19 protein-coding genes are annotated in these 21733 nt (G+C 61.8%); 3 read left to right on the top strand and 16 right to left on the bottom strand.

Going from position 1 to position 21733, the window contains the following annotated elements; genetic code table 11:
* Positions 1 to 16 precede the first annotated feature (16 nt).
* Genes LMTR3_RS31815 through LMTR3_RS31830 form a run of 4 tightly spaced genes read right to left on the bottom strand, consistent with a single transcriptional unit; the run spans position 17 to position 4727 of the window.
* Positions 17 to 1147 (bottom strand): acyl-CoA dehydrogenase family protein, encoded by a 1131-nt coding sequence (locus LMTR3_RS31815; RefSeq protein ID WP_065748897.1) that lies wholly within the window; start codon positions 1145 to 1147, stop codon positions 17 to 19.
* 21 nt (positions 1148 to 1168) lie between these two features.
* Positions 1169 to 2350, bottom strand: coding sequence for an acyl-CoA dehydrogenase family protein (locus LMTR3_RS31820; RefSeq protein ID WP_065748898.1), 1182 nt, complete (start codon positions 2348 to 2350; stop codon positions 1169 to 1171).
* Between the two features lie 15 nt (positions 2351 to 2365).
* Positions 2366 to 3103 (bottom strand): SDR family oxidoreductase, encoded by a 738-nt coding sequence (locus LMTR3_RS31825; RefSeq protein ID WP_065748899.1) that lies wholly within the window; start codon positions 3101 to 3103, stop codon positions 2366 to 2368.
* Positions 3104 to 3122: 19 nt separating this feature from the next.
* Positions 3123 to 4727, bottom strand: coding sequence for a class I adenylate-forming enzyme family protein (locus LMTR3_RS31830; protein ID WP_084029944.1), 1605 nt, complete (start codon positions 4725 to 4727; stop codon positions 3123 to 3125).
* Between the two features lie 224 nt (positions 4728 to 4951).
* Between LMTR3_RS31830 and LMTR3_RS31835 the strand changes: the two genes are divergently transcribed.
* On the top strand, positions 4952 to 5695 hold the full coding sequence (locus LMTR3_RS31835) for an SDR family NAD(P)-dependent oxidoreductase (RefSeq protein ID WP_065748900.1): 744 nt from the start codon (positions 4952 to 4954) through the stop codon (positions 5693 to 5695).
* Entirely contained in the window at positions 5695 to 6372 is a 678-nt protein-coding gene (locus LMTR3_RS31840) for a glutathione S-transferase family protein (protein WP_065748901.1), read from the top strand. The genes LMTR3_RS31835 and LMTR3_RS31840 overlap by 1 nt, the downstream gene beginning before the upstream one ends.
* A 7-nt stretch (positions 6373 to 6379) precedes the next feature.
* Here LMTR3_RS31840 and LMTR3_RS31845 read toward each other — a convergent pair whose 3' ends face one another.
* Together LMTR3_RS31845 and LMTR3_RS31850 are read right to left on the bottom strand one after the other, a co-directional pair.
* Positions 6380 to 7579: a CaiB/BaiF CoA transferase family protein gene (locus LMTR3_RS31845; protein ID WP_065748902.1), complete on the bottom strand. Its 1200-nt coding sequence runs from the start codon at positions 7577 to 7579 to the stop codon at positions 6380 to 6382.
* A 77-nt stretch (positions 7580 to 7656) separates the two neighbouring features.
* Positions 7657 to 8289, bottom strand: coding sequence for a 2-hydroxychromene-2-carboxylate isomerase (locus tag LMTR3_RS31850; protein ID WP_065748903.1), 633 nt, complete (start codon positions 8287 to 8289; stop codon positions 7657 to 7659).
* Positions 8290 to 8528: 239 nt separating this feature from the next.
* Between LMTR3_RS31850 and LMTR3_RS31855 the strand changes: the two genes are divergently transcribed.
* Positions 8529 to 9041 carry a winged helix-turn-helix transcriptional regulator gene (locus LMTR3_RS31855; RefSeq protein WP_065748904.1) on the top strand — a complete coding sequence of 171 codons (513 nt, stop codon included), beginning with the start codon at positions 8529 to 8531 and terminating at the stop codon, positions 9039 to 9041.
* 126 nt (positions 9042 to 9167) lie between these two features.
* On the opposite strand, the gene LMTR3_RS31860 is transcribed toward LMTR3_RS31855, so the two are convergent.
* The 10 genes from LMTR3_RS31860 to LMTR3_RS31905 all read right to left on the bottom strand — a co-directional run bounded on the left by LMTR3_RS31860 (position 9168) and on the right by LMTR3_RS31905 (position 21578).
* Positions 9168 to 10970 carry an AMP-binding protein gene (locus tag LMTR3_RS31860; protein WP_065748905.1) on the bottom strand — a complete coding sequence of 601 codons (1803 nt, stop codon included), beginning with the start codon at positions 10968 to 10970 and terminating at the stop codon, positions 9168 to 9170.
* A gap of 192 nt (positions 10971 to 11162) precedes the next feature.
* Positions 11163 to 12362: an ABC transporter substrate-binding protein gene (locus tag LMTR3_RS31865; RefSeq protein ID WP_065748906.1), complete on the bottom strand. Its 1200-nt coding sequence runs from the start codon at positions 12360 to 12362 to the stop codon at positions 11163 to 11165.
* A 507-nt stretch (positions 12363 to 12869) separates the two neighbouring features.
* Positions 12870 to 13733, bottom strand: coding sequence for an amidohydrolase family protein (locus tag LMTR3_RS31870; protein ID WP_065748907.1), 864 nt, complete (start codon positions 13731 to 13733; stop codon positions 12870 to 12872).
* 3 nt (positions 13734 to 13736) lie between these two features.
* Positions 13737 to 14714 carry an aldo/keto reductase gene (locus tag LMTR3_RS31875; RefSeq protein ID WP_065748908.1) on the bottom strand — a complete coding sequence of 326 codons (978 nt, stop codon included), beginning with the start codon at positions 14712 to 14714 and terminating at the stop codon, positions 13737 to 13739.
* A gap of 87 nt (positions 14715 to 14801) precedes the next feature.
* Positions 14802 to 15734 (bottom strand): sugar-binding protein, encoded by a 933-nt coding sequence (locus LMTR3_RS31880; protein ID WP_065748909.1) that lies wholly within the window; start codon positions 15732 to 15734, stop codon positions 14802 to 14804.
* Between the two features lie 87 nt (positions 15735 to 15821).
* The gene (locus tag LMTR3_RS31885; protein WP_065748910.1) at positions 15822 to 16904 is read right to left on the bottom strand and encodes an ABC transporter permease; all 1083 of its coding nucleotides are present in this window, start codon (positions 16902 to 16904) and stop codon (positions 15822 to 15824) included.
* On the bottom strand, positions 16904 to 17668 hold the full coding sequence (locus LMTR3_RS31890) for an ATP-binding cassette domain-containing protein (RefSeq protein WP_065748911.1): 765 nt from the start codon (positions 17666 to 17668) through the stop codon (positions 16904 to 16906). The genes LMTR3_RS31885 and LMTR3_RS31890 overlap by 1 nt, the downstream gene beginning before the upstream one ends.
* 11 nt (positions 17669 to 17679) lie before the next feature.
* Positions 17680 to 19002 (bottom strand): xylose isomerase, encoded by a 1323-nt coding sequence (gene xylA, locus LMTR3_RS31895; protein ID WP_065748912.1) that lies wholly within the window; start codon positions 19000 to 19002, stop codon positions 17680 to 17682.
* Positions 18999 to 20453 (bottom strand): xylulokinase, encoded by a 1455-nt coding sequence (xylB, locus tag LMTR3_RS31900; protein WP_065748913.1) that lies wholly within the window; start codon positions 20451 to 20453, stop codon positions 18999 to 19001. The genes xylA and xylB overlap by 4 nt, the downstream gene beginning before the upstream one ends.
* Before the next feature lie 81 nt (positions 20454 to 20534).
* On the bottom strand, positions 20535 to 21578 hold the full coding sequence (locus LMTR3_RS31905) for a LacI family DNA-binding transcriptional regulator (RefSeq protein WP_065748914.1): 1044 nt from the start codon (positions 21576 to 21578) through the stop codon (positions 20535 to 20537).
* Positions 21579 to 21733: the final 155 nt, after the last annotated feature.

The following is a 21733-nucleotide window of genomic DNA, read 5'->3' on the forward strand; positions in this document are numbered from 1 at the left end:
CGCATGTGAACTTGAATTAGCTCTGCTGCGCGTACCGCATCAGATGATAGGCAGGATCGCCGAACTGGACGTTGATGGAGCTTATTCGCTTGAAGTAGTGGCCGATGTTCAACTCGTCGCTCATGCCCATGCCGCCGTGCAGTTGCACGGCCTGCTCTGCAACGAAGCGCGCGGCATAGCCCACCTTGGTCTTGGCGCCGGACGCCAGTTTCGATCCGTTCGGTTCCTTCGACGCCAGGGTTAGATTCAAATGCTGAGTGAGCGAAATCGATTCCTCAAGCGCGATGAACATGTCGACCATGCGGTGCTGCAGCACCTGAAACGTTCCCAGCGCAACCCCAAACTGCTTGCGCGTCTTGCTGTACTCGAGCGTCGCCGAGTTCAGCTCCGTCATGGCACCGACGGCTTCCGCGCAAAGGGCCGCGATAGCGCGATCGCGAGCCGCCTCCAGGGCAGCGACGCCCTCGCCTTCGCTCCCCAGCATCTGGCTTGCCGGCACCTCGACTTTCATCAGCGTGAGTTCAGCGGCGCGCCGGCCGTCGACCGTCTTGAAGCTCTGCAGGTGAAGATTGGCCGCATGGCGATCCACGACAAACAGACTTACGCCGTCGCGATCGCGTTGCTGGCCCGAGGTACGCGCCGAAACGATCAACTTATCGGCCCAGGGCGCGCCGACCACCGCAGCTTTGGTCCCGCTCAGAACGAATTTGTCCCCTTGGCGGCGTGCAGTGGTCGTGACGTTGTGGAAATCATAACGTGATCGTCCCTCCGCCCAGGCCAGCGCCCATATCGCATCGCCCTCCATGATCTTCGGCAGGAAGGTCTGGCGCTGCTCGGGCGAGCCGACGTCCTCGATCACGCCGCCGGCGAGGACAACCGTCTCAAAATACGGTTCGACGACGAGGTTGCGGCCGAACTCCTGCATCACGATCATCGTCGCAAGCGAGCCGCCACCAAGGCCGCCGGAGTTTTCCTGGAACGGTGCGGCGCAGAGCCCAAGTTCGGCAAAGGATTTCCAGTGCCTGCGGCTCCAGCCCTCATCGGTCGCAACGATCTTGCGGCGCTCGTCGAAATCGTACTGCTCGCGCAGGAAGCGTTGAATGCTGGAACGGAGCAATTCCTGTTCTTCCGTCAACTGAATATCCATCCGATGCCTCGTGCGATGTGGTCAGAGACCCAAAACAGCTTTCGCGATGATGTTGCGCTGGATCTCGTTCGATCCCCCGTAAATGCTGAGTTTGCGGGAATTCAGGTACTTTTCGGTCGCGGTGTGCCCGTAGTCCGGTCCCGGCATGAAGCGGTTGGCGCTCACCGGGTGCTCACGGATGGCCAGACCGTAATTACCGATCGCCTGGTGCGTCAGGTCAGTGATGCGCTGGAATATCTCGGTGCCCCGGATCTTGAACAGCGACGCAGCCGGCCCCGGGTCGATGCCGCGCGACATCTGAGCCACGATACGCAGTTCGGTTGCCTCCAGCGCCAGCACATCGAGCTCGACGCGCGCGATCTCCCTGATGAACTCCCCGAAGGACGGATCGTCCTCGCCGATCTCGGTTCTCACGATCTGCTTGAGACGCCCGAGATACCGAGTGGACCGGCCGATCCCGGCCATGCTGGTACGCTCGTTGCCGAGCAGGAATTTCGCGTAGGTCCAGCCCTTGTTTTCCTCGCCGATCAAGTTCTCCACGGGGACCCGCACGTCCTCGAGGAACACGTCGTTGACTTCGTGCGATCCATCGATGGTGATGATGGGCCGCACGGTGACGCCGGGCGATTTCATGTCGATCAACAGGAAGGAGATGCCGGCCTGAGGCTTTGCCGCAGGATCGGTTCGCACCAGGCAAAAGATCCAGTCGGCATGCTGGGCCAGCGTCGTCCAGGTCTTGTGGCCGTTGACGATGTAGTGATCGCCGTCACGCGCCGCCTTGGTGCGAACGGACGCAAGGTCGGAGCCTGAGCCCGGCTCCGAATAGCCCTGGCACCACCAGTCGTCACCAGAGAGGATTCGCGGCAGAAACTTCTTCTTCTGCGCATCGTTGCCGAAGGTGTAGATGACCGGGCCGACCATGGTGACGCTGAACGCCAGCGGCGGCAGCGTCCCGGCGCGTGAGGTCTCCTGTTCAAAGATGAAGCGCTGCGTGACGGACCAGCCGGGGCCTCCATATTCCTTGGGCCAGAGCGGCGCGATCCACCCCTTCTTGTGGAGGATGCGGTGCCAGAGCAGCGACTGCTCCTTGGTCAAATCGGTCTCTGGATTTGGAACGCGCATTTCCTGCGGATAGTTCTCCGCGATAAAAGCACGCACCTCGTCACGAAACGCAGCGTCCTCGCTGGAAAGTTCGAGCTCCATCGTGCGAGGCTCCCGCTACCACTTCTCGCCGAAGGGACGGATCTCCAGTTCGAAGGTCCAGGCGCTGCGCGGCTGCTGATAGAGCAACCAATAGGACTCCGCGACCGATGACGGCGGCATCAAGGCATCGGGGTTATCCAGCGCGTTCGGACCGAGTGCCTCGATCCGTCGCTGGCGCACCCACTCGGTGTCGACGCCGGAATCAATGATGAGATGCGCCACGTGGATGTTTTTGGGCCCCAACTCGCGAGCGGCCGCCTGGGCGACGGCCCGCAAACCGAACTTGGCGCTGGCAAAGGCTGCATAGCCGGATCCACCGCGCAGACTGGCCGTCGCTCCGGTGAAGAAGATATTCCCCTTGCCGCGAGGCAGCATCAGCCGCGCCGCTTCGCGGCCGGCGAGGAAGCCGGAGTAACAAGCCATTTCCCAGACCTTGCGGAACACGCGCTCGGTGGTTTCCAGAATCGGAAAGTTGACGTTGGCGCCGATGTTGAAGATGCACACCTCAAGCGGCGCATGCTTGTCGGCATCGCCGAGGAACGAGATAATCTCCTCCTCCTTGCGTGCGTCGAGCGAGCGGGCGTGAATTTCGCCGCCGGCCTGCTCGATCTCCTTGACGAGTGGTTCGAGCTTGGCGCCGTTGCGGCGTCCGGCAAACACCGTGAAGCCCTCGGACGCGAATTTCTTCGCAATCTCGCCGCCGATGTAATCCCCGGCGCCGATCACGGCCACGGCTGCGTTTCTCTTTTGCAAGGGTCTTCTCCCGGTCAGGTTAGATCTGCTGTCTACGAAGTGGAGCCGTCTGCGCCGGTGGAGCTTCGTCACCCTCGCGTAATGACTCCGCCAGCTTATGCTTGAGTATCTTGCCGGTCGAAGTGGCCGGCAAGGCATCGAGGACGATGATTTCGGATGGCCGCTTGTAGGAGGTGAGCTGAAATCGGATGAAGCCCATCAGATCTGCCGGCGTCGCGCGCGACCCCGGCAGCAACTGTACAAAGGCGACAATCTCCTCATTGCCGTCGGCCGGACGGCCGACGACGGCACATTGCACCACATCCTTGTGTGAACCGAGGACCGCTTCCACCTCGGCGGGATAGACGTTGAAGCCCGAGCGGATGATCATTTCCTTGGTGCGGCCGACGACATACAGGCAATCGCCGTCGAAGCGCGCCAGATCGCCGGTATTGAACCAGCCCTCGCTGTCGATCACCTTGGCCGTCAGTTCCGGCGCGCGATAATAGCCGCGCATCACGTTGCGTCCGCGAACGTGAAGTTCTCCGACCTCACCCTTTGACAGCGGTATGCCGTCGATTGTTCTGATGCGCCCTTCTACTCCCGGCAGCAGCGTACCAACCGCCTGGTCGGACCGCGGCGCATCGAAGCGCACGCCGGATATTCCGGGCGAACATTCGGTGATCCCATAACCGTTGAGGAGCGCAAGGCCGAACTCCTTCTCCACACGCAGCTTCAAATTCAGGTCGAGCGGCGCGCCGGCAACGGCAATCAAGCGCAACGAGCCCGGGTCGAGCCGTGTCAGACCCGATACGCTTTTGTACTCCAGCAGGCGTTGATAAGTGGCGGGCACGCCATTGAGGATGGTTACGCCCTCCTCCGCGATCGCCTTGGCAGTTGCCGCCGGATCGAATTTGCTGACCATCCGCACCGTGCCGCCGACCATTAGCGTCATGATCAGGAGCGAGATACCGACGATGTGCGAGATCGGCAACACCAGATAGATCTTGTCGTCTCGATCCATCCTGCGGAAAAGCGCCGTGGTCTTGGCGCTGATCAGCAGGTTTTCGTGAGAGAGCATCACCCCCTTCGGTGTGCCCGTCGTTCCCGAGGTGTAGATCAGGACAGCTACTTGTTTTGCCGGATCGGCCTCCACCGGCTCGACAGTGGCGCTTTCGTTCAGCGGGCCGATGCCAATCTCCCGCAGCGCGCCAACTTGCCGGTTCTCCGCACCATAGCGTGATGCGTGCGCCGCGGCCTCTTTCGAAACACCTGACGTGAAGAACATCCGGCGGGCGCCGCTATGGTCGCGGATCTGGTCCAACTCGCGCGTCGACAATCGCGGGTTGGCGACGATTGCCCAGGCGTCGAGCCGGCTCGACGCTAGCAGCAAGGCCGCCAGCGCGATGCAGTTTTCGCTGACAATAACCATCCGATCACCCGCTCTCACCCCCAGCGAGGTGAGAACAGCCGCGATCTCGGCGACCCGCCCATCCAGGTCACGATAGCTCCAGGCAGCGCCATCTTCGACCAGGGCGATCCGGTCCGGGGCGTTGACGACGTGGCCGGTCGTTACTTCATGGATTCGGCGCGGCAGCCCCGCAGCAATCTCATCGATATCGATTGCCCCTGAAAGACCCGTCACCGTCAACCTCCCGAACAGCCAACGTCGCCCTTGCCGCGTCACGTGCGATATCAAGTTAACGTTCTTTTTTAGAACTCGTCAATTGCTATTTCATCTTCTGGTGTCCACGGCTCCAAAGAGGCAGGAGGCCTGTCATGTTTGAGAGTTCTCAAAAAGCTCGTTTACAACGAGGTCGATAGGAGTTACCTATAAGTATCAAATAAGAACCTATTGGAGAGGCGAGAATGGCGGAAAGTCGCGGCGTTGCAATACTCGTGGGCGCGGGCGACGCCATCGGCGCGGCGGTCGCGCGTCGCTTTGCCAAAGGGGGCTACACCGTTTGTATCTGCCGGCGTGACGCAGCCAAATCCCAGGGACTGGTGGATGAACTCGCCGCTGCGGGTCATCGTATCCACGCTTTCAGCGTCGATGCTCGTCAGGAAGCCGGAGTTCAAAAGCTTTTTTCCGACGTCGAAAGCAATATCGGGCCGATCGAGGTCTGCCTTTTCAATGCCGGATCGAATGTCAACAAGCCCCTGGTGGAGACCACGGAAAAGCTGTTCTTCAAGGCCTGGGAACTGGCCTGCTACGCGGGATTCCTAGTCGGACGCGAGGCTGCGCGCGTCATGCTGCCACGTGGGCGCGGCACCATCTTCTTTACCGGCGCGACCGCCAGTGTCCGTGGCGGCCAGGGGTTTGCGGCGTTTTCATCGGCGAAGTTCGGCCTTCGCGCGGTCGCCCAGGCCATGGCGCGCGAACTGGGGCCGAAGAACATCCACGTGGTCCATCTCATCATCGACGCCGGCGTGGATAGCGAAGCCATTCATCAGCGCATGAAAGCGGCGAAGGGAATCGAGGCAAGCGAGATTCCCCCGGACAGCCTGACGAAGACGTCTTCCATCGCCGAGGCGTACTGGTTCGCCCATCAGCAAAGCCGAGACGGCTGGACCCATGAACTCGATCTTCGTCCGTCCGTGGAGAAATGGTGATGAGCGCAACACCCGATCTCACCCTGTGGGGCGTTGGAACAAGCCGCACCATTCGTCCGCACTGGGCCATGCACGAGCTTGGCCTATCCTACAAGGTCAAGCCGATCGGGCCGCGGACCGGCGAGACCAAGACGGCCGAATACACCAGGCTCAATCCCCGCCAGAAGATCCCCTTGCTGCAGGACGGCGACTTCTGCATCGGTGAAAGCGCCGCGATCGTCGCCTATCTGTCGCGAACCTATTCGACGCCGGAACGCTCGCTGATCCCCGAAGCCCAACGCGAGTATGCCGCGTGGCTCGAATGGTGCTTCTTTATCGTCGCCGAACTCGATTCTACGAGCCTCTACGTCATGCGCCGCCATCGCGCGGATGCACTGGGACATATCTATGGAATTGCGCCCGAAGTCGTCGCGCAGGCCGGCGAATATTTCCGGCAACAGCTACGACACGTGGAGGTCGCGCTGGCAGACGGCCGGACATTCCTGATGGGTGACCAATTTACCAGCGCCGACATCCTGCTTACGACATGCCTCGATTGGGCCGTCGCCTACGGCGTCGGCATTTGCGACAACGCGCAACCCTACCTTGAGCGCATCCAAGGCCGAGAGGCCTATCAGCGAGCCGTCGCGGCGAATGTCCCGGTGGCACCGATCACGCCGGCAGCGGCGAAGATCTGAGCTTGGCCTAGACGGCCACGCGTACGGCACGTTCGGCGACCATCTTGTCGATGGCGCTGTCGTCATACCCCAGTTCGCGCAACACGTCGCGCGAATGCTCACCGACCCTCGGCGCCGGCCCGCCAATTGCAGCCTCATTGATTTCGAAGCGGGCCGCGGGCTTCGGCTGCCGCACCCGTCCGACCTTCGGCTGATCGAATTCCGCGATGATACCGCGCGCCACCACCTGTTCATTGTGGATGATTTCGCTCCGCCGCAGGATCGGCGCGCAAGGTACATCCGCGGCATCCAGCCGCTCCAGCCATTCGGCGGTGGTATGCTGGCTGATATACTCAGCCATCTTGTTGATGCGGGCGGTGGCGTTGACCGAACGCGCCGATGGCGTCGCGAACCGGGGATCGTTGGCAAGCTCGGGATCGCCGGATGCCCGGCAGAAGCCCTGCCATTCGGAATCTGAAATCGTGCCGGCGGTGATGTAGCCATCACTGGTCTTGAAGACGAGATCCGGCCGATCGTTGGGATCGGCTGCGGCGGCCTCGGCCCCCACCACCGTATACTGCATCATGCCTTCGGGCCACAGGTAGGAAATCATCGCATCCAGCATCGCGACCTGAATATGATCGCCCTGCCCGGTTTTCTCGCGGGCATAGAGCGCTGCCGCCACCGCCTGTGCAGTGAACACCGCAGTGGTCTTGTCGCATACGATCGTCCGGATCATTTGCGGACGATTCGTTACCGGCTGCGACTGGATATCGGCGAAGCCCGACAGGCCCTGAATGATCGGGTCATAGACGCGCTTCTTTACATAGGGGCCGGTGTCGCCGACGCCGCTGATCGAGACATAGATCAGGCGCGGATGGCGCTGGCGCAATTCTTCCACGCCTAAACCGAGGCGCTCCATGGTACCGGGCCGGAAGTTCTGCACCAGCACATCAGCCTGCGCGATCAGCCTGGTGAGCACCTCACGGCCACCCGTGCTCTTGACGTCGATCGACAGCGAACGCTTGCCGCGGTTCGAAGAGATGAACAGCGCGGAGAACTCGCCGTCCTTGTCGATGGTGGCACGGCTGCGGCGCGTAATATCGCCGCCGATCGGCTCGATCTTCAGCACGTCGGCGCCCTGGTCCGCCAGAAACATGGTCGCGAACGGGCCCGACACCACGCCGGTCAGATCGAGGACGCGAACACCGCTAAGCGGGCCAGGCATGAGGCATTCTCCCTGAGTTCACTTTGCTTGGGTCCGGGAGTTTGGCTTTCGTCACTCAACCCGGACAATAGGCGCTGTTAGGCCGTCTTGGAAACAGGTTGTCTGGTCTGTTCGACGATCGATTCCTCGACATCGCGGAGTTGGTCCTTGCCGAAGAACATTTCCTTTCCAACGAAGAAGGTCGGTGAGCCGAATGCTCCCCGGCTGACGGCGTCGTTGGTCAGGTCGATCAGCCTCTTCTTGACGTCATCCTGCTGCGCGCGTGCGATCAACCGGTCGATATCGACGCCTGAGGAGATGAATGCGTTACGAAAGATTTCGAGGTCGTCCATCTTCTTCGGCTCCTCCCACATATGATGGTAGGCGGCGCGGAAATAGGGCTCGAACACGCCTTCGAACTGGGCCGCGACGGCGCCGCGCATCAGCATCAGCGTATTGACCGGAAAGAACGGATTCTGGCGAAATTTCGTGACATTATGGCGGCGAATGAACCGCTGGGTCTCCAGCGCCTGGTATTCCGGCTTGTTCTTGATGCCGCGAAGCGAATCGAACGGCGACATGTTGCCCGTCGCCTTGTAGATGCCGCCGAGCAGAACCGGGACATATTCGAATTTCACGCCGGTACGCCGCTCGATCCCCGGAATGGCGACCTCCGCCAGATAGGCGTTGGGGCTGCCGAAATCGAACTGGAATTCTACCTTCAGGGGCATGTCGACTCCTCCCGGAGAGCACGTTGTTGGTCAGGTTCGATCATCAGCAGGCTGAACCCAAGCCTGCCATTTACCCTTACAGTTCTAAAAACGAACTGTCAAACTATGCGGAGTTTTCCTAATTTAATGCGAACCCTAGGGGATTGTTTGGAGTTTAGTACCTAACTAGAATGGTAGCGGAACCAAAAGTTCCCTGGACGATTCGAGCGGAATGAGCGCGGGAAGACTGGAGAGCCGGAATGAGATGGGATGAACTGGAAGAAGAGCCATGTTCGATGGCCCGGACCATCGGCGTGATCGGCGACCGCTGGACGCTTCTGATCCTGCGCGAGTGCTTCCTGCGCACGCGCCGTTTCGAGGGATTTCAGTCCGCGCTCGGAATCACACGCCATCTGCTCGCCGAACGACTGAAGAAACTGGTCCGCCAGGGCGTACTGCGTCGCATTCCCTATCAGGAATCGCCCAAACGGCATGAATATATCCTCACCCAGAAGGGACTCGATCTCTATCCGATCATGATGGCGATTGTGCATTGGGGCGACACGCACATGGTCGACGAACGCGGGCGACCTTTGCTGCACCAGCACCGCAAATGCGGAAAGAACTTCGATCCGGTCATGGTGTGCTCCGAATGCGGCGAGCCACTTTCGGCCAAGGAGGTTCATACCCACCCCGGCCCTGGTGCCCGAACCACCCCGGCAATAAAGGCGCCAGAGAAACCGAAGGCAAAGGCGCGCCGCAGCGCCGCTTGAGGTGGCCGCCCACCCCGGCTTCGCATCGAAGGCCTGACTAACCAGATCTCCGCGCAGGCATATCGTAGGCGCCATATGGCGGAAACGAGATATCCGGCAACGGTCTCGCGAACGGTTGAACCGCACCTAGATCCGGATCACATCTCGACTTGCGTCGTTGCAGTAGAGGCGTTCGACCTGTTCAGAGCGATGTTTCAGCACAGCACGTTGATTGACGTAGGCCTTGTCGGTGATTTCTCCTGCCGCCATTGACGGTGGATCCTTCAGCAGGGAAAACGAACAGATTCGTTCGCTGCTTCCAACGGTCTCATTATATTCCTGAAGACGATCTCTAAGAAATTGAACCACGAGAGCGTCGCAGGTTAAATCCGAGGCTGGCGTCTTCGAAATTCGCGCCGCCTCGGTCGGATTCAACCAGCAGAGCAGCGCGCACGATTCACGGTTTTCCCCCGCAACGACAATGTCCAGCAATACGCCGCGCGTTGCAGCCAGGATTGCCGCGCGCACATTCCCGATGGAAACCCACGTGCCGTTTGCGAGTTTGAAGTTCTCGGAAATTCTGCCCGTGAAACGCAGCCCCCGCTCCGGCTTCTGCGGATCCAGAAACGAGACGGTGTCGCCGATGCGATAGAATCCTTCCTCATCGAAGGCCTTCTCCGTCAAATCCGGCCTTCCGAGATAGCCGGGGGTGACGTTGGGTCCCTTCACCCTCGCCTCATAAGTATCGGAAACCGGGATCAGCTTTAGTTGCAGACCCGGCGCGGGAAGGCCGATCTCTCCCGGCTGGTCGGTCGCCCAATGGGTCGTACTGATTGTCGGGGCCGTTTCGGTTGTGCCGTATCCCGACATGACCGGGATTCGCCGACCGGTAATCGAGGATGTCAATCGATAGAGCTTCTCGAGCGTCGCCTGCGAAATTGCAGCCCCGGCATAGCTCAGCCTATCCATCCGCTTGAACACGCTGGCGCCAAGATCGAAGTCGTTCTCGATCGCATCACATAAGAGATTATAGCCGGCAGGCACGTTGAACATGGCGGTGGGTGAAATTTCCTTCAGGTTCGCGACCGTCTTGTGGAAGAGCTGAGGCAGCGGCCGGCCATCGTCGATGTAAAGCGTACCGCCATTCCTCAGAATGCCGTGAAGGATTACGTTGCTGCCCATTGTATGGTGCCATGGCAGCCACTCGACCTGCACCGGCGCATCCGGAGCAGACACCAGCAGGCTCCCCATTTGCAGTGAGCTCGCCATCATGCGGTGGGTGTTGAGCACGCCTTTGGGGAAACCGGTCGAACCGGACGTGAAGAGTATCTTTGCGACAGCGTCGCAAGATACCGCACGTGACGCGCGCTCGAATCCGTCGCTCCCGCTTCGGGCGGTCAGAGCCTGGAACGGCACCGTGTCCGGCGCGCCATCGACGCTGATCCAGGTCGCGGCTGCCAGTTCCGGAATGGAGCGGCCCGCAGAAAAGTCTCGTCCGCTCTGAACGAAAACGAAACTCGGGCGCAGCACCTCCGCGATATCCTTGAGACGAGCCAGGCCGCCGGGCATCAGCGTGTAGTTTGGCGATATTGGCGCCAGAATTACCCCTATCGACATCGCGGCAAACGAGATCACGGCGTTCTCGATGGAGTTTCCTGAAAGTACCGCCAGCTTGTCAGCCGGCTTTGCGCCCATATCGATCAGGCTTTGGCCGGCCGCCTGAACCTGCAACCATGCTTCACCATAGGTAATCTCGTCCCATCCGCCCTTCGCATTGCGCTGCGCAAGAAAAACTTTATCCGGAGCAGAATTTGCCCAGGTCGGAAGGAAATCCGTGATGCGCCAGGCGCACTCACCCAACTCAACGGGCGAGCTCAAGATGAGCGTGCCGTCGGTTCGACGCTCTACGCAAAGCTCCCTCGGCGCAAACGTCAGTGCCTTCGTCGACATGGAAAATGATCTCCTGAATTACCCGGAAAGGAGCGCTCGAAGGCAGCAACCCGATTCACCACCGATAGCTGGTGCTCGCGGGTCCGTCGGCCTGGGTGGCGCGAGTTGTCAATCGGCCTGATGGGCGCGACCGGCCGGCAGTTCGCACCCACGTCGCGAACCTGCCGGAACCGTCGTTTCGCCCGCGCCAGGTCACTCGGACCTGGCGTCCAACACTTCGCCGAAGGCTTGCCAACTCGTGCCGCTCCACCGCTGCAATCGCATTTGCGTCCAGATCATGTTCTCGGTGTCGGTGGTGTTGACCTTGATGCCAGGCAGCGCAGTCGGAACGATGAAGTCTTTCAGGTTCTTGGCCTGCGCAAGAATATTCTTGCGTGAAAGATCATTGCCGCATTGCTTCAGAATCTGCTCGAGCAGGACGCCTTGCTGATAGCCGGTCAGATAGCTGCCGTTGGTGATGTCAGCGCCCGGCAAATACTTGTCAAAAAACCCCCGAAAGGCCTGCATGCCCGGGTCGTCTTTCCAGGTCGAATCCAGAACATCCTTGTTGGTCGTACCGACGATTACGCCGACGGATTTGTCGAGACCGGCGGGCGCTAGCGTGCCTCCGACCGAGCCCGAAGGAAAATTAATGATTACGGTCGCCTTCCAGCCGATCACCGAGGCTTGCCGGATGGCCTGCGCCGCGAACTTCGGCGTGCCGGCGATGACAAGCGCGTCCGCACCAGAGCTCTTCAAGTTTACGACCTGTGAATCGACCGTCGGTTCGGTGACCTCATAGGAAGCGCTTACGACCTTTCGGTCGAAGTCCTTGCCGAGAAACGCCTTGAAGGCGTTGAGGTAGTCCTTGCCGAGGTCGTCATTCTGGTAGAGGACCGCATACTTGGCGTTTGGCAGCGCCTTCGTCAGATATTTGGCGTAGATTTTTCCTTCGGTGTCGTAGCTGACAAGACCTGTCGTGGTCAGCGGGTAGTTGGCGACGTCAGTGAACTTGGATGACCCGCTGATAATCGCGATGCTGGGCACCCCTTTCGACCTCAGGTATTTTGCCGTAGCCGAGATGCCGGGAGTGCCGAGCTGGCCGAACATGAACGACACTTCGTCGCTCTCAACGAGTTTGCGGACGTGCTCCACCGCTTTTGGAGGGCTGTACGCGTCATCATATGCGATGTAGTTGATCTTGCGGCCGTTGATGCCGCCGCGGTCGTTGACCGACTGAATATAGGCCATAAGTCCCTTGCCCACGAGACCGATCGATGACGCCGGTCCGCTGAAGGGAAAGACGCCGCCAATCTTGATCTCGGTCGCTGAGATTCCTGGCTCTTCGGCTGCGAATGCCGTGCCGCTCAAAAGTAAAACCAGAGCCGCCACGATCTTCCATTTCATCAACATTTTTCGTCCTCCCAAACGCGATGCAACCGCGGCCGTTGTCCGACCTTCTTGTTCCGCAAGTTACCGTTCTTTTTTAGAACTAGTCAAGTCCCTCGAAACCAGTTCTCTGTTTGCCGGAAATGGGCTTCAATCCATTTTGGGTGACGTGGCGTCTCCAGCCCTGACCTAATAGGATTCATCAGTCGCTGCCGTATCGCCTGCAGGCGTATAGCTTGCGCAACTACCAGCGTAAGTGAAGCAGCGCGGCCGTCAGAAACGCGGCGGGAATACTTCTTCCGAGCGAAGTACGATATAAATTCTATTATAGAACTATTTGTGGAACCGCTGGCCTTCTTGATGGCCTACCAAGAGCGGGCTTTCGTACGCCATACAACTATGCGCCGGAGTGCCTGACGCTCGCGGGCCAGTGCTCTGGTCAAACCAGCGCTGCGGTCGGGTGGAAAATCGTAGTTTGGCGCGAATGCCCCTCGCCCGGGTTAGTTCGCGGACAGAACCTCTCGTCCGGCGCTACGCGCCACCTTCAAGGGCAGAAGGAATAAGATATGCCCGCTGAGCGTTCGCCCCAAACGCCTTGTCGCGCACATGCGGACCAAGCTTCATCAGGCACTCCTCGAGCGCGCCCTTGGTCGCGCCATAGCTTCCTGCGAGCAAACACACCGGCCAGTCGGAGCCGAAGATCAGGCGATCCTCGCCAAAGCATTTGGCGGCGTGCGCGACGAACGGAAGCAGACGTTCCGCATCCCAGTCGTTCCACCTGGCCTCGGTGGCGAGACCCGAAATCTTGCACCAGACATTGCCGCAAGCGGCGAGTGCGACGAGAAGATCGGCCCATTCACGGCTGAATCCCTCTGATATCGGCGGCTTGGCGGCATGATCGAGGACAAAGCGCCCTTGCGAAAACGCCTGCGCAGTTGCGATCGCGGCCGGCATTTCACGCGTGCGCACCAGAATATCGTAAGTGAGATCGTGCGCAAACACCGAGGTCAAGCCGCGTTGCACGTCCTCGCGCAGCAGCCATTCAGGATCGGGCTCGTCGTGCACCTGGTGACGAATCCCGACCAGCCTGTCGCCTCCGAGCGAGCCGCGTAGCCGCTCGAGCGTCTCATCGACCGCGCCGTCCGTCAGGTCGACCCAGCCGACCACACCGATGATAAAGGGCGTTACAGCGGCGAGGCGCAAGAATTCCTCTGTCTCCTCGATCGACGAACGGCATTGCACCAGAATGCTGGCATCGACTCCGTTGGCGCGAAGCACCGGCGCGAAATCGGCCGGACCGAAGGCGCGGCGAATCCGCGTGAGTTCGGGCGCCTCCATCCAGGGATAATCGGCGCGCGCGGGATCCCAGAAATGCTGATGGGCGTCGATCACCATGGGTCAGGCTCCACCCGGCAGCGGTGCTGATACATCGACCAACTTGCGCTCGCGCAGCTCCTGCCAGAAGGCTGATGGTACCGACCGTTCGGCCATCGCGATGTTGTCCAAAACCTCCGCAGCGGTACGCGCACCTTGCAGCGCGACCGTTACCGCCGGATGGGCCATGCAGAACTGGACTGCGGCGGCCTTGAGCTCGGTGCCATGCTTGCGGCACAGCGCCTCCAACTCTAACGCCCGGGCGACCAGCGTCGCATCGGCGTCTTCATAATTGAACTTCGCGCCGGCACGCGGGTTCGCGAGGATGCCGCTGTTGTAGATGCCCCCGAGAATGATGCCGATGCTCCTCGCATGACAGATCGGAAACAAATTCGTCAGCGCGCCCTGGTCGAGCAGCGTATAGCGGCCTGCCAACAGAAAGCAATCGACCGGCGCCGCTTCGGCGAAGCGGGCGAGCATCTCGGATTGATTCATGCCGGCGCCGATTGCCTTGACGGTGCCATCGTCGCGCAAGCGCCGCAGCGCGCGGAATGCACCGGCGACGGCATCCTCATAATGATCATCCGGATCATGGACGAGCAGTACATCGACGCGGTCGAGGCCGAGACGGGCGAGACTTTCCTCGACCGATCGCATCACGCCGTCGTAGCTGAAATCGAATTGCGGCCGCTCGGCGGACGTGCCCTTGTAGTGATCGTCTTCCGCAGCAGCATTGGCTGGGCGTAACAAGCGGCCCACCTTGGTGGAGATTGCAAAGGAGTCCCGCTCCTGCCGGCGCAGAAAACCACCCAAGCGACGTTCGGCCAATCCAAAGCCGTAAAGCGGCGCGGTATCGAAGAAGCGGACGCCGAGCGACCAGGCGCGTTCGATCGTCGCCTCTGCATCCGCATCGCTGACCGGCGCAAACAATCCACCGAGAGGAGCGGTTCCGAGACCAATCGCCGTGACGTCGAGCCTATCCGCAAGCCGTGTACGCTTCATTCCAAGCTCCAGGGTCGAACCAGCACTCCCTCTCCCGCAAGCGGGAGAGGGAGTGTAGCGCAGGAACGTTGGGGCTGAGAACGTTTCCTACTTCAACAGTTGAGCGACATTGTCCTTGGTCACGAGGTCGAGGCCGGTATAGATGATCTCGGGAACCTTCTGGCCCTTCTTGATTGCCAGCAGAGTGTCCATCGCCTTCTCGCCCATCTCGAACGGGCGCTGTCCCGTAAGCGCGTTGGAGTAGCCGTCACGCAGGAGTTCAAGCTGCATCTTGAGCGTATCGGCGACGACGAGCGTCAGCTTGCCGGCATCGATGTCCTTCTTGTTCTTGTTGACGAAGGCCTTGTAGCCTTCGGGCGCAAACATCGGCCAGCCGCCAACGGGCACGATCGCGCCGAGATCGGGCGTGGCAGTGCGCAGATCCGCCATCTGCTGGACCGCGAGCGCAGGATCGTCATTGCAGAAGGTCGGCGAGCCCGCGACCTCGACCCACTTCGAGCCCTTGAGCGCCTCGCGCACGCCATCGACGCGCTCGGCGAGGTTCTTGGCGCCCGGACCACCGGAAACGACGGCATACTTGCCGCCCTCGGGCTTGAGCTGCAGCAATTGCTTGCCGAGCGCGAGGCCGAAGTCCTTGTTGTTGGTGCCGATATAGGCAATGCGCTTGGAGCCGGGCGCATCCGCATCGAAGGTGATGACGGGAATACCGGCCGCGGTCGCAGCCTCGATCGACTTGGTCATCGCTGCGACATCCGCGACCGAGATCGCAAGACCATCCGCCTTTTGCGTAACGAAATCCTGGATGATCTGCGCCTGCGTCGCCGGCTCATGCTCGACCGGTCCCTTGTAAATGCATTCGACGTTACCGAGCTCCTTGGCTCGCTTCAGGCAACCGTCGCGCGCGACGTCGAAGAACGGATTGTTCATCGCCTTGGGCACGATCACGAACTTGTAGGTCTGGGCGAATGCCGGGGTCGCCATCATCGCGATGGCCATTCCGGCGAGAAGTATCTTCCTCATTGGTCCCTCCACATTTGTGCCTATCCTTTTGAATTGAATCTCCAGAAGGCGGATAGACGAAGTGTTCGTTGCTCCCCCGGAGTAACCTCAAGCGATGCGTGAGCGGATGCGGTCGACCAGCACGGCCAGAATGATGATCACGCCCACGAGCGTCTGCTGCCAGTAGGAGCTGACCTGCGCGAGCACGAGGCCGTTGCGGATCACCTCAAGCAGCACGCAGCCGACGATGGCCCCGAGCGGGCCGCCGACGCCACCTGCGAGATTGGCGCCGCCGATGACCGCCGCTGCGATCACGTTGAGCTCGTAGGATGTCGCCATGTTCGCGGGCGCAGACCCCAGCCAGCCCGAGACGATGATGCCCTGCAGCCCTGCGGCCAGCGCACAAATCACGTAGACTTCGATCTTGACCCGTACGACCGGGATGCCAGTCAATTCCGCCGCCTTCTCGTTGCCGCCGAGCGCGAAGACATGACGGCCGAAGCTCGTGTGGTGCAGCACGATCGCCATTATTGCCGCGAGGATCACGAGATAGATGAATGGCGCCGGTATGCCGAACAGATCGCCCGATGTCAGCGCGTAGAAGCAGTCGGCATCTGGTCCGCCCGGAAAGCTGCCGCGCCCGTTGGAGACGACATAGCCGAGACCGCGGACGATCGAGAGCATGCCGAGCGTGGTGACAAAGGGCGACAGCCCGAGCACGGCGATGCAGAAGCCGTTGACGAGGCCGACGATCAGCGCGGTGACAAGTCCCGCCAGGATCGAGACAAGCAGGATCAGCCCCGGTACATTGGCGACCACGGTCTTGCCGTCCGCAGCCAGATGCACGAACAGGGACGCGCCGGGCATGCCCGGCGTCGACAGGCCCGACATCACCATGGATGTGATCATGGCGGAGAAGCACATCATCGATCCCACCGAGAGATCGATGCCGCCGGTGATGATCACGAAGGTGATGCCGAGGGTGGCAATGGCGATGAAGGAGAAATTCTTCGCCACGTTCTGCATGTTGCCCTGCGTGAAGAAGTAGGGGCTGGCAAAATGCATCGCGATCAGCAGCACGAGCAGCGCCAGCAGAACGTAGCCGGTTTGGGATGCAAAGATGCCGCGCTGCCACCACCTGATACGGCCTACGTTGGTGAAGGAGATCGGGGATTCCAGGGGCATAGCCATCACGCAGCCTCCTTCGCACCGGTGATCAGGGCAGTGACTTCCTCGGGACTGGTATCGCGGATCGACTTATCCGCCCGCTTCTCGCCGCGGCGCATGACGACGACGCGGTCGCAGACCGCGAAGACGTCGGGCATGCGGTGGGAGATCAGCATGACGGCGACGCCCTGCTCTTTCAGCCGATGGATCAGGCCCAGCACCTGCTCGACCTGGCGGACCGAGATCGCCGCGGTCGGCTCGTCCATCATCACGAGCCTGGCGTTCGACAGGCGGGTTCGTGCGATCGCAACCGCCTGGCGCTGGCCGCCCGACATCTGCTTGACGAGATCATGCGGTCTGGTCTCGGAGCGCAGCTCGCCGAACAGTTGCAGCGCGCGCGCCGCCATCGCAGTGTGATCGAGGAAGGCGAACGGGCCGAATTTGCGCTTGAGCTCGCGGCCAAGGAAGACGTTGGCCGCCGCCGTGAGATTGTCGGCAAGCGCCAGGTCCTGATAGACGACCTCGATCCCGACCGCGCGAGCATCGATGGGACGGTAGAAATGGACCGCGTTGCCGCCGAAGCGGACCTCGCCATGGGTGGGGCGGAAGTTTCCGGCGATGATTTTGACGAGCGTCGACTTGCCCGCGCCGTTGTCGCCCATCAGGCCGACCACCTCGCCGGGGAAGACCTGCATGTCGACGTCGTGCAGCGCGCGGATCGCGCCGAACTCCTTGCCGATCCCTGTCAATTCCAGAACCGGTTGCCCGGCGCTACCTGCGGTTTCCATGCTCGCCTCGCTCAGACGTACCGGTTGACCAGTGATTCCAGATATTCCTGACGACCCGAGCGCGGCTGCGGATCGAAACCGGGTGCCAGCGCGCGATCAGCAAGATCGGCAAGCGAACGCTGGCCAGCGAGGATCGCGCGTCCCTCGGCATCGGCCCATCCGGCGTAGCGTTCCGCAACCGGCATCGTCAGCGCCTCGGCTTCGAGCATGTCGGCGGCGGCAAGGAACGCCCGCGCGCACGCATCCATCGAGCCGACATGGGCGTGGATCAGATCGTCCGGATCGATCGATTGCCGCCTGATCTTGGCGTCGAAATTGAGACCGCCGGTGGTGAAGCCGCCCGCCTTCAGGATGTCGTGGAACGCCAGTGCCAGCTCCGGCACGTTCATCGCGAACTGGTCGGTATCCCAGCCGAGCAGATCGTCGCCACGGTTGATGTCGAGCGAGCCGAACACGCCGAGCGCCTGCGCCAGCGCGATCTCGTGCTGGAACGAATGGCCGGCAAGGATGGCGTGGTTCTGTTCGATGTTGAGCTTGACGTCGTTCAGGAGGTCATAGCGCTGCAGGAATCCGTAGCAGGTGGCGACATCAAAATCATACTGATGCTTGGTCGGCTCCTTCGGCTTCGGCTCGATCAGGATCGGTCCCTTGAAACCAATCTTGTGCTTGTGCTCGACGACCAGCGAGACGAAGCGGCCGAGCTGGTCGAGCTCGCGCTTGATGTCGGTGTTGAGCAGCGTCTCGTAACCTTCGCGTCCACCCCAGAGCACATAGTTCTGCCCGCCCAAACGGTTGGTCACCTCGAGCGCGGCCCGCACCTGGCCGGCGGCATAGGTGAAAATGTCCGGATCCGGATTGGTCGCGGCGCCGGCCATGTAGCGGCGATGCGTGAACAGATTGGCCGTCCCCCAGAGCAGGCGCACCTTGGAAGACGCCATCTTCTGTTCGAAGAGATCGGCAATGGCGTTGAGGTTGGCGACGGATTCGGCGAGCGAGGCGCCTTCCGGCGCGGCGTCGACATCGTGGAAGGTGAAGAAGGGCACATCGAGCAGGCGGAACAGCTCGAAGGCGATATCGGCCTTGGCCCGCGCCAGCGCCATCATATCCGTGCCACGATGCCAGGGCCGCAGGAATGTCTCGCCGCCGAAGGGATCGCCGCCGGGCCAACAGAACGAGTGCCAGTAGCAGACCGCGAAACGCAGGTGATCCTCGAGCCGCCGTCCGCGCACGACGCGATCCTTGTCGTACCAGCGGAACGCGAGCGGGCTTTTGGCGTCCTTGCCGCCGTAGGCGACCGGCGCACTCGCCCCGAAGAATTTGGGTGACACGTTCACAGGGAGAGCTCCTTCAGCGCGGGATACAGTTTTCGCCACTGGTGATAGGCTTCATCGTAGGCGGCTTCGGCAGACGCACGCGGCGTGAAGCTCGCAAGCCGCCGCGAACGCGTGCAGATCTGGGCAGGGTTTTCGCCTGTGGCGGCAAGCCGGCCGAGCCGGGCCGCGCCAAGCGCTGCACCGACCTCGCCCTCCTCGACGCGATGGACGGAAATGCCGAGCACATCGGCGCAGATCTGGGCCCACAGCGCCGAGCGCGAGCCGCCGCCCACGAGATCGACCTCCGTGATCCCGCTGGCGTTGGCGAGCGCCGCGAGGTTGTCGCGCGCGGCGAAGGCCACGCCTTCGAGCACGGCCTGGACGATCTGATCGCGTCCCGTCGCGCCGCGAAGACCCACCAACGCGCCACTGGCGGCAGCGTCGTTGTGTGGCGTGCGCTCGCCATCGAGATAGGGAAGGAACTTGACCGGGCTCGGTCCGCGGACGGTCTCGCCGAGCGGCGCCAGCAGCGCGGCGGCAGGCGTCGCCATGACGCCCGAAAGCCAGGCGAGCGAGGCGGCCGCCGCCAGCATCACGCCCATCTGGTGCCAGAGACCGGGAAGCGCATGACAGAAGGCGTGCACAGCCGACGCGGGCGCCGGCGCAAAACTGTCAGTGACACGAAATACGACGCCCGAAGTTCCGAGCGACAGGAACGCATCGCCGGACGTGATGGCGCCCAGCCCGATCGCGCTCGCGGCACAGTCTCCCGCACCGCCGGCAACCACGACATCTTTCGCCATGCCCCAGCGCTGCGAAAATTCGGGGGCGAGTGCCGCGCTGATCTCGCTGCCTTCGACCAGGCGCGGCATATGGTGAAGATCGAGCCCCGTGGCATTTAGCAACGACGCCGACCAGCGGCGCTGACCGACGTCGAGCCAGAGCGTGCCGGCGGCGTCCGACATGTCCTCGACCATCTCGCCGGTCAGGCGGTAGCGCACGTAGGCCTTTGGCAGCAGCACTTTTGCCACCCGATCGAAGATCTCGGGCTCGTGGCGGGCCACCCAGAGCAGCTTTGGCGCGGTGAAGCCTGGCATCGCGAGATTGCCGGCGATCGCGTGGAGCGAGGGACAGCCCCCCTCGAGCCGCTCGCATTCGGCATGCGACCGGCCGTCATTCCACAGGATTGCCGGACGCAGCGGACGGCCGTCCTCGCCGAGCAAGGTAGCCCCGTGCATCTGGCCGGAGAGACCGATGCCACGCACCTGCGCGACGTCGCGCGGATGAGCGGACGCGAGATCGTCGACGGCGCCGATCGCCGCATCAACCCAGGCGTCCGGATCCTGCTCGGACCACAGCGGTGCGGGATGCGAGAGCGCAAGCTCGCGCGCGGCTGTCGCGACCACCGCGCCGACCTCGTTCACGAGCACCGCCTTCACACCGGACGTGCCGATGTCCATCCCGAGATACACGTCGTCATCCTCCCTTCCGGCCCGGTTGGCGATCTTTGCCGCCTTTCCCGTATCCGGCCGTCTTGCAATCAGTTCTGCTGCCTACGGCAGATTGTCCCGCATCACGATGTCGATCCGGATCTTCTCCTGTTCACTCAGGATCGGCTCCCCACGGGCGAGCGCGAGCAGCACGCGCACGGCGGCGCGGGCCTCATGTCCCGGGTTTTGCGAGATCGCCGCATCCATCACGCCTTGCAACAAGAGCTTGCGCGTCAGCACGGTGACGTCGTGTCCGACGAACACCACCTGCTTCTCGCGACCGGAATCGATCAGGGCCTTGGCAACGCCTTGCGTGCCGGCGCCGACATTATAGAGGCCGACGATGTCGGGATGTTTGCCGAGCAGCCGCGACATGAGCTGTTCCGAGCGCTCGTCCTCGTCGCGCCCTTCGAGCACGGGCAGTACGTTGAGCCCCGGAAACTCCGACGCCATCACCTGATTGAAGCCGAAGATGCGCTCGGCATGGTCGCGCAGGCCTTGCGAGCCGGCGACGATCGCGACCTTGCCGGATCGCGGACCAACGAGGCGGCCGACCAGCGCGCCGGCGGTGCGCCCGGCGGCGATATTGTCGATGCCAACATAATGATGACGGCGCGACGAAGGCACATCAGAGACCAGCGTCACCACCTTGGCGCCACCATCGACGAGATCATTGATGGCGGCCCGCACGCTCGGATGATCGAGCGCGACAACCGCGACGCCGTCATACTCGCCGGCAAGAGCCTCCAGCGAGCTCGCGAGGACGGAGGCATCGAACACGTCGGTCGCGACCATCTCGACCGCGAGTCGGCGGGACGACAGCCAGCCCGACATCTCGCCGAGATAGGACTGGATCTGCTGCATGAACAGGTTCGGCCCCGACGGCATCACGAAGGCGAAGCGCCTGAAACGGCCACGGGCGAGTTCGGCGCCGGCCACATGCGGCTGGAAGGAGTTGCGCGCGATCGTCTCCTTGACACGGCGGATCGTATCCGGCCGCACGCCGGGGCGATTATGCAGGACGCGATCGACCGTCGCGAGGCTGACGCCAGCCTGGCGGGCGATGTCCCTGAGCGTGAGGGGGCTGTTGCCGTCCGGCTCCTTCATGGGCTGAAGGCTAGCAGAGGTTATTTGAGGTACGCAACTCATTTTGAGGAACACGACGCCGCAGACTTGGCAACTGGAGCGACTCGAACTCCCGAGGCAAGCCGCTGGGCGAATTGCAGCACGGCGCCAATTGCGCACACGTGCATCATTTCGAC

This window comes from Bradyrhizobium sp. LMTR 3 (genome assembly GCF_001693485.1).
Lineage (GTDB): Bacteria > Pseudomonadota > Alphaproteobacteria > Rhizobiales > Xanthobacteraceae > Bradyrhizobium.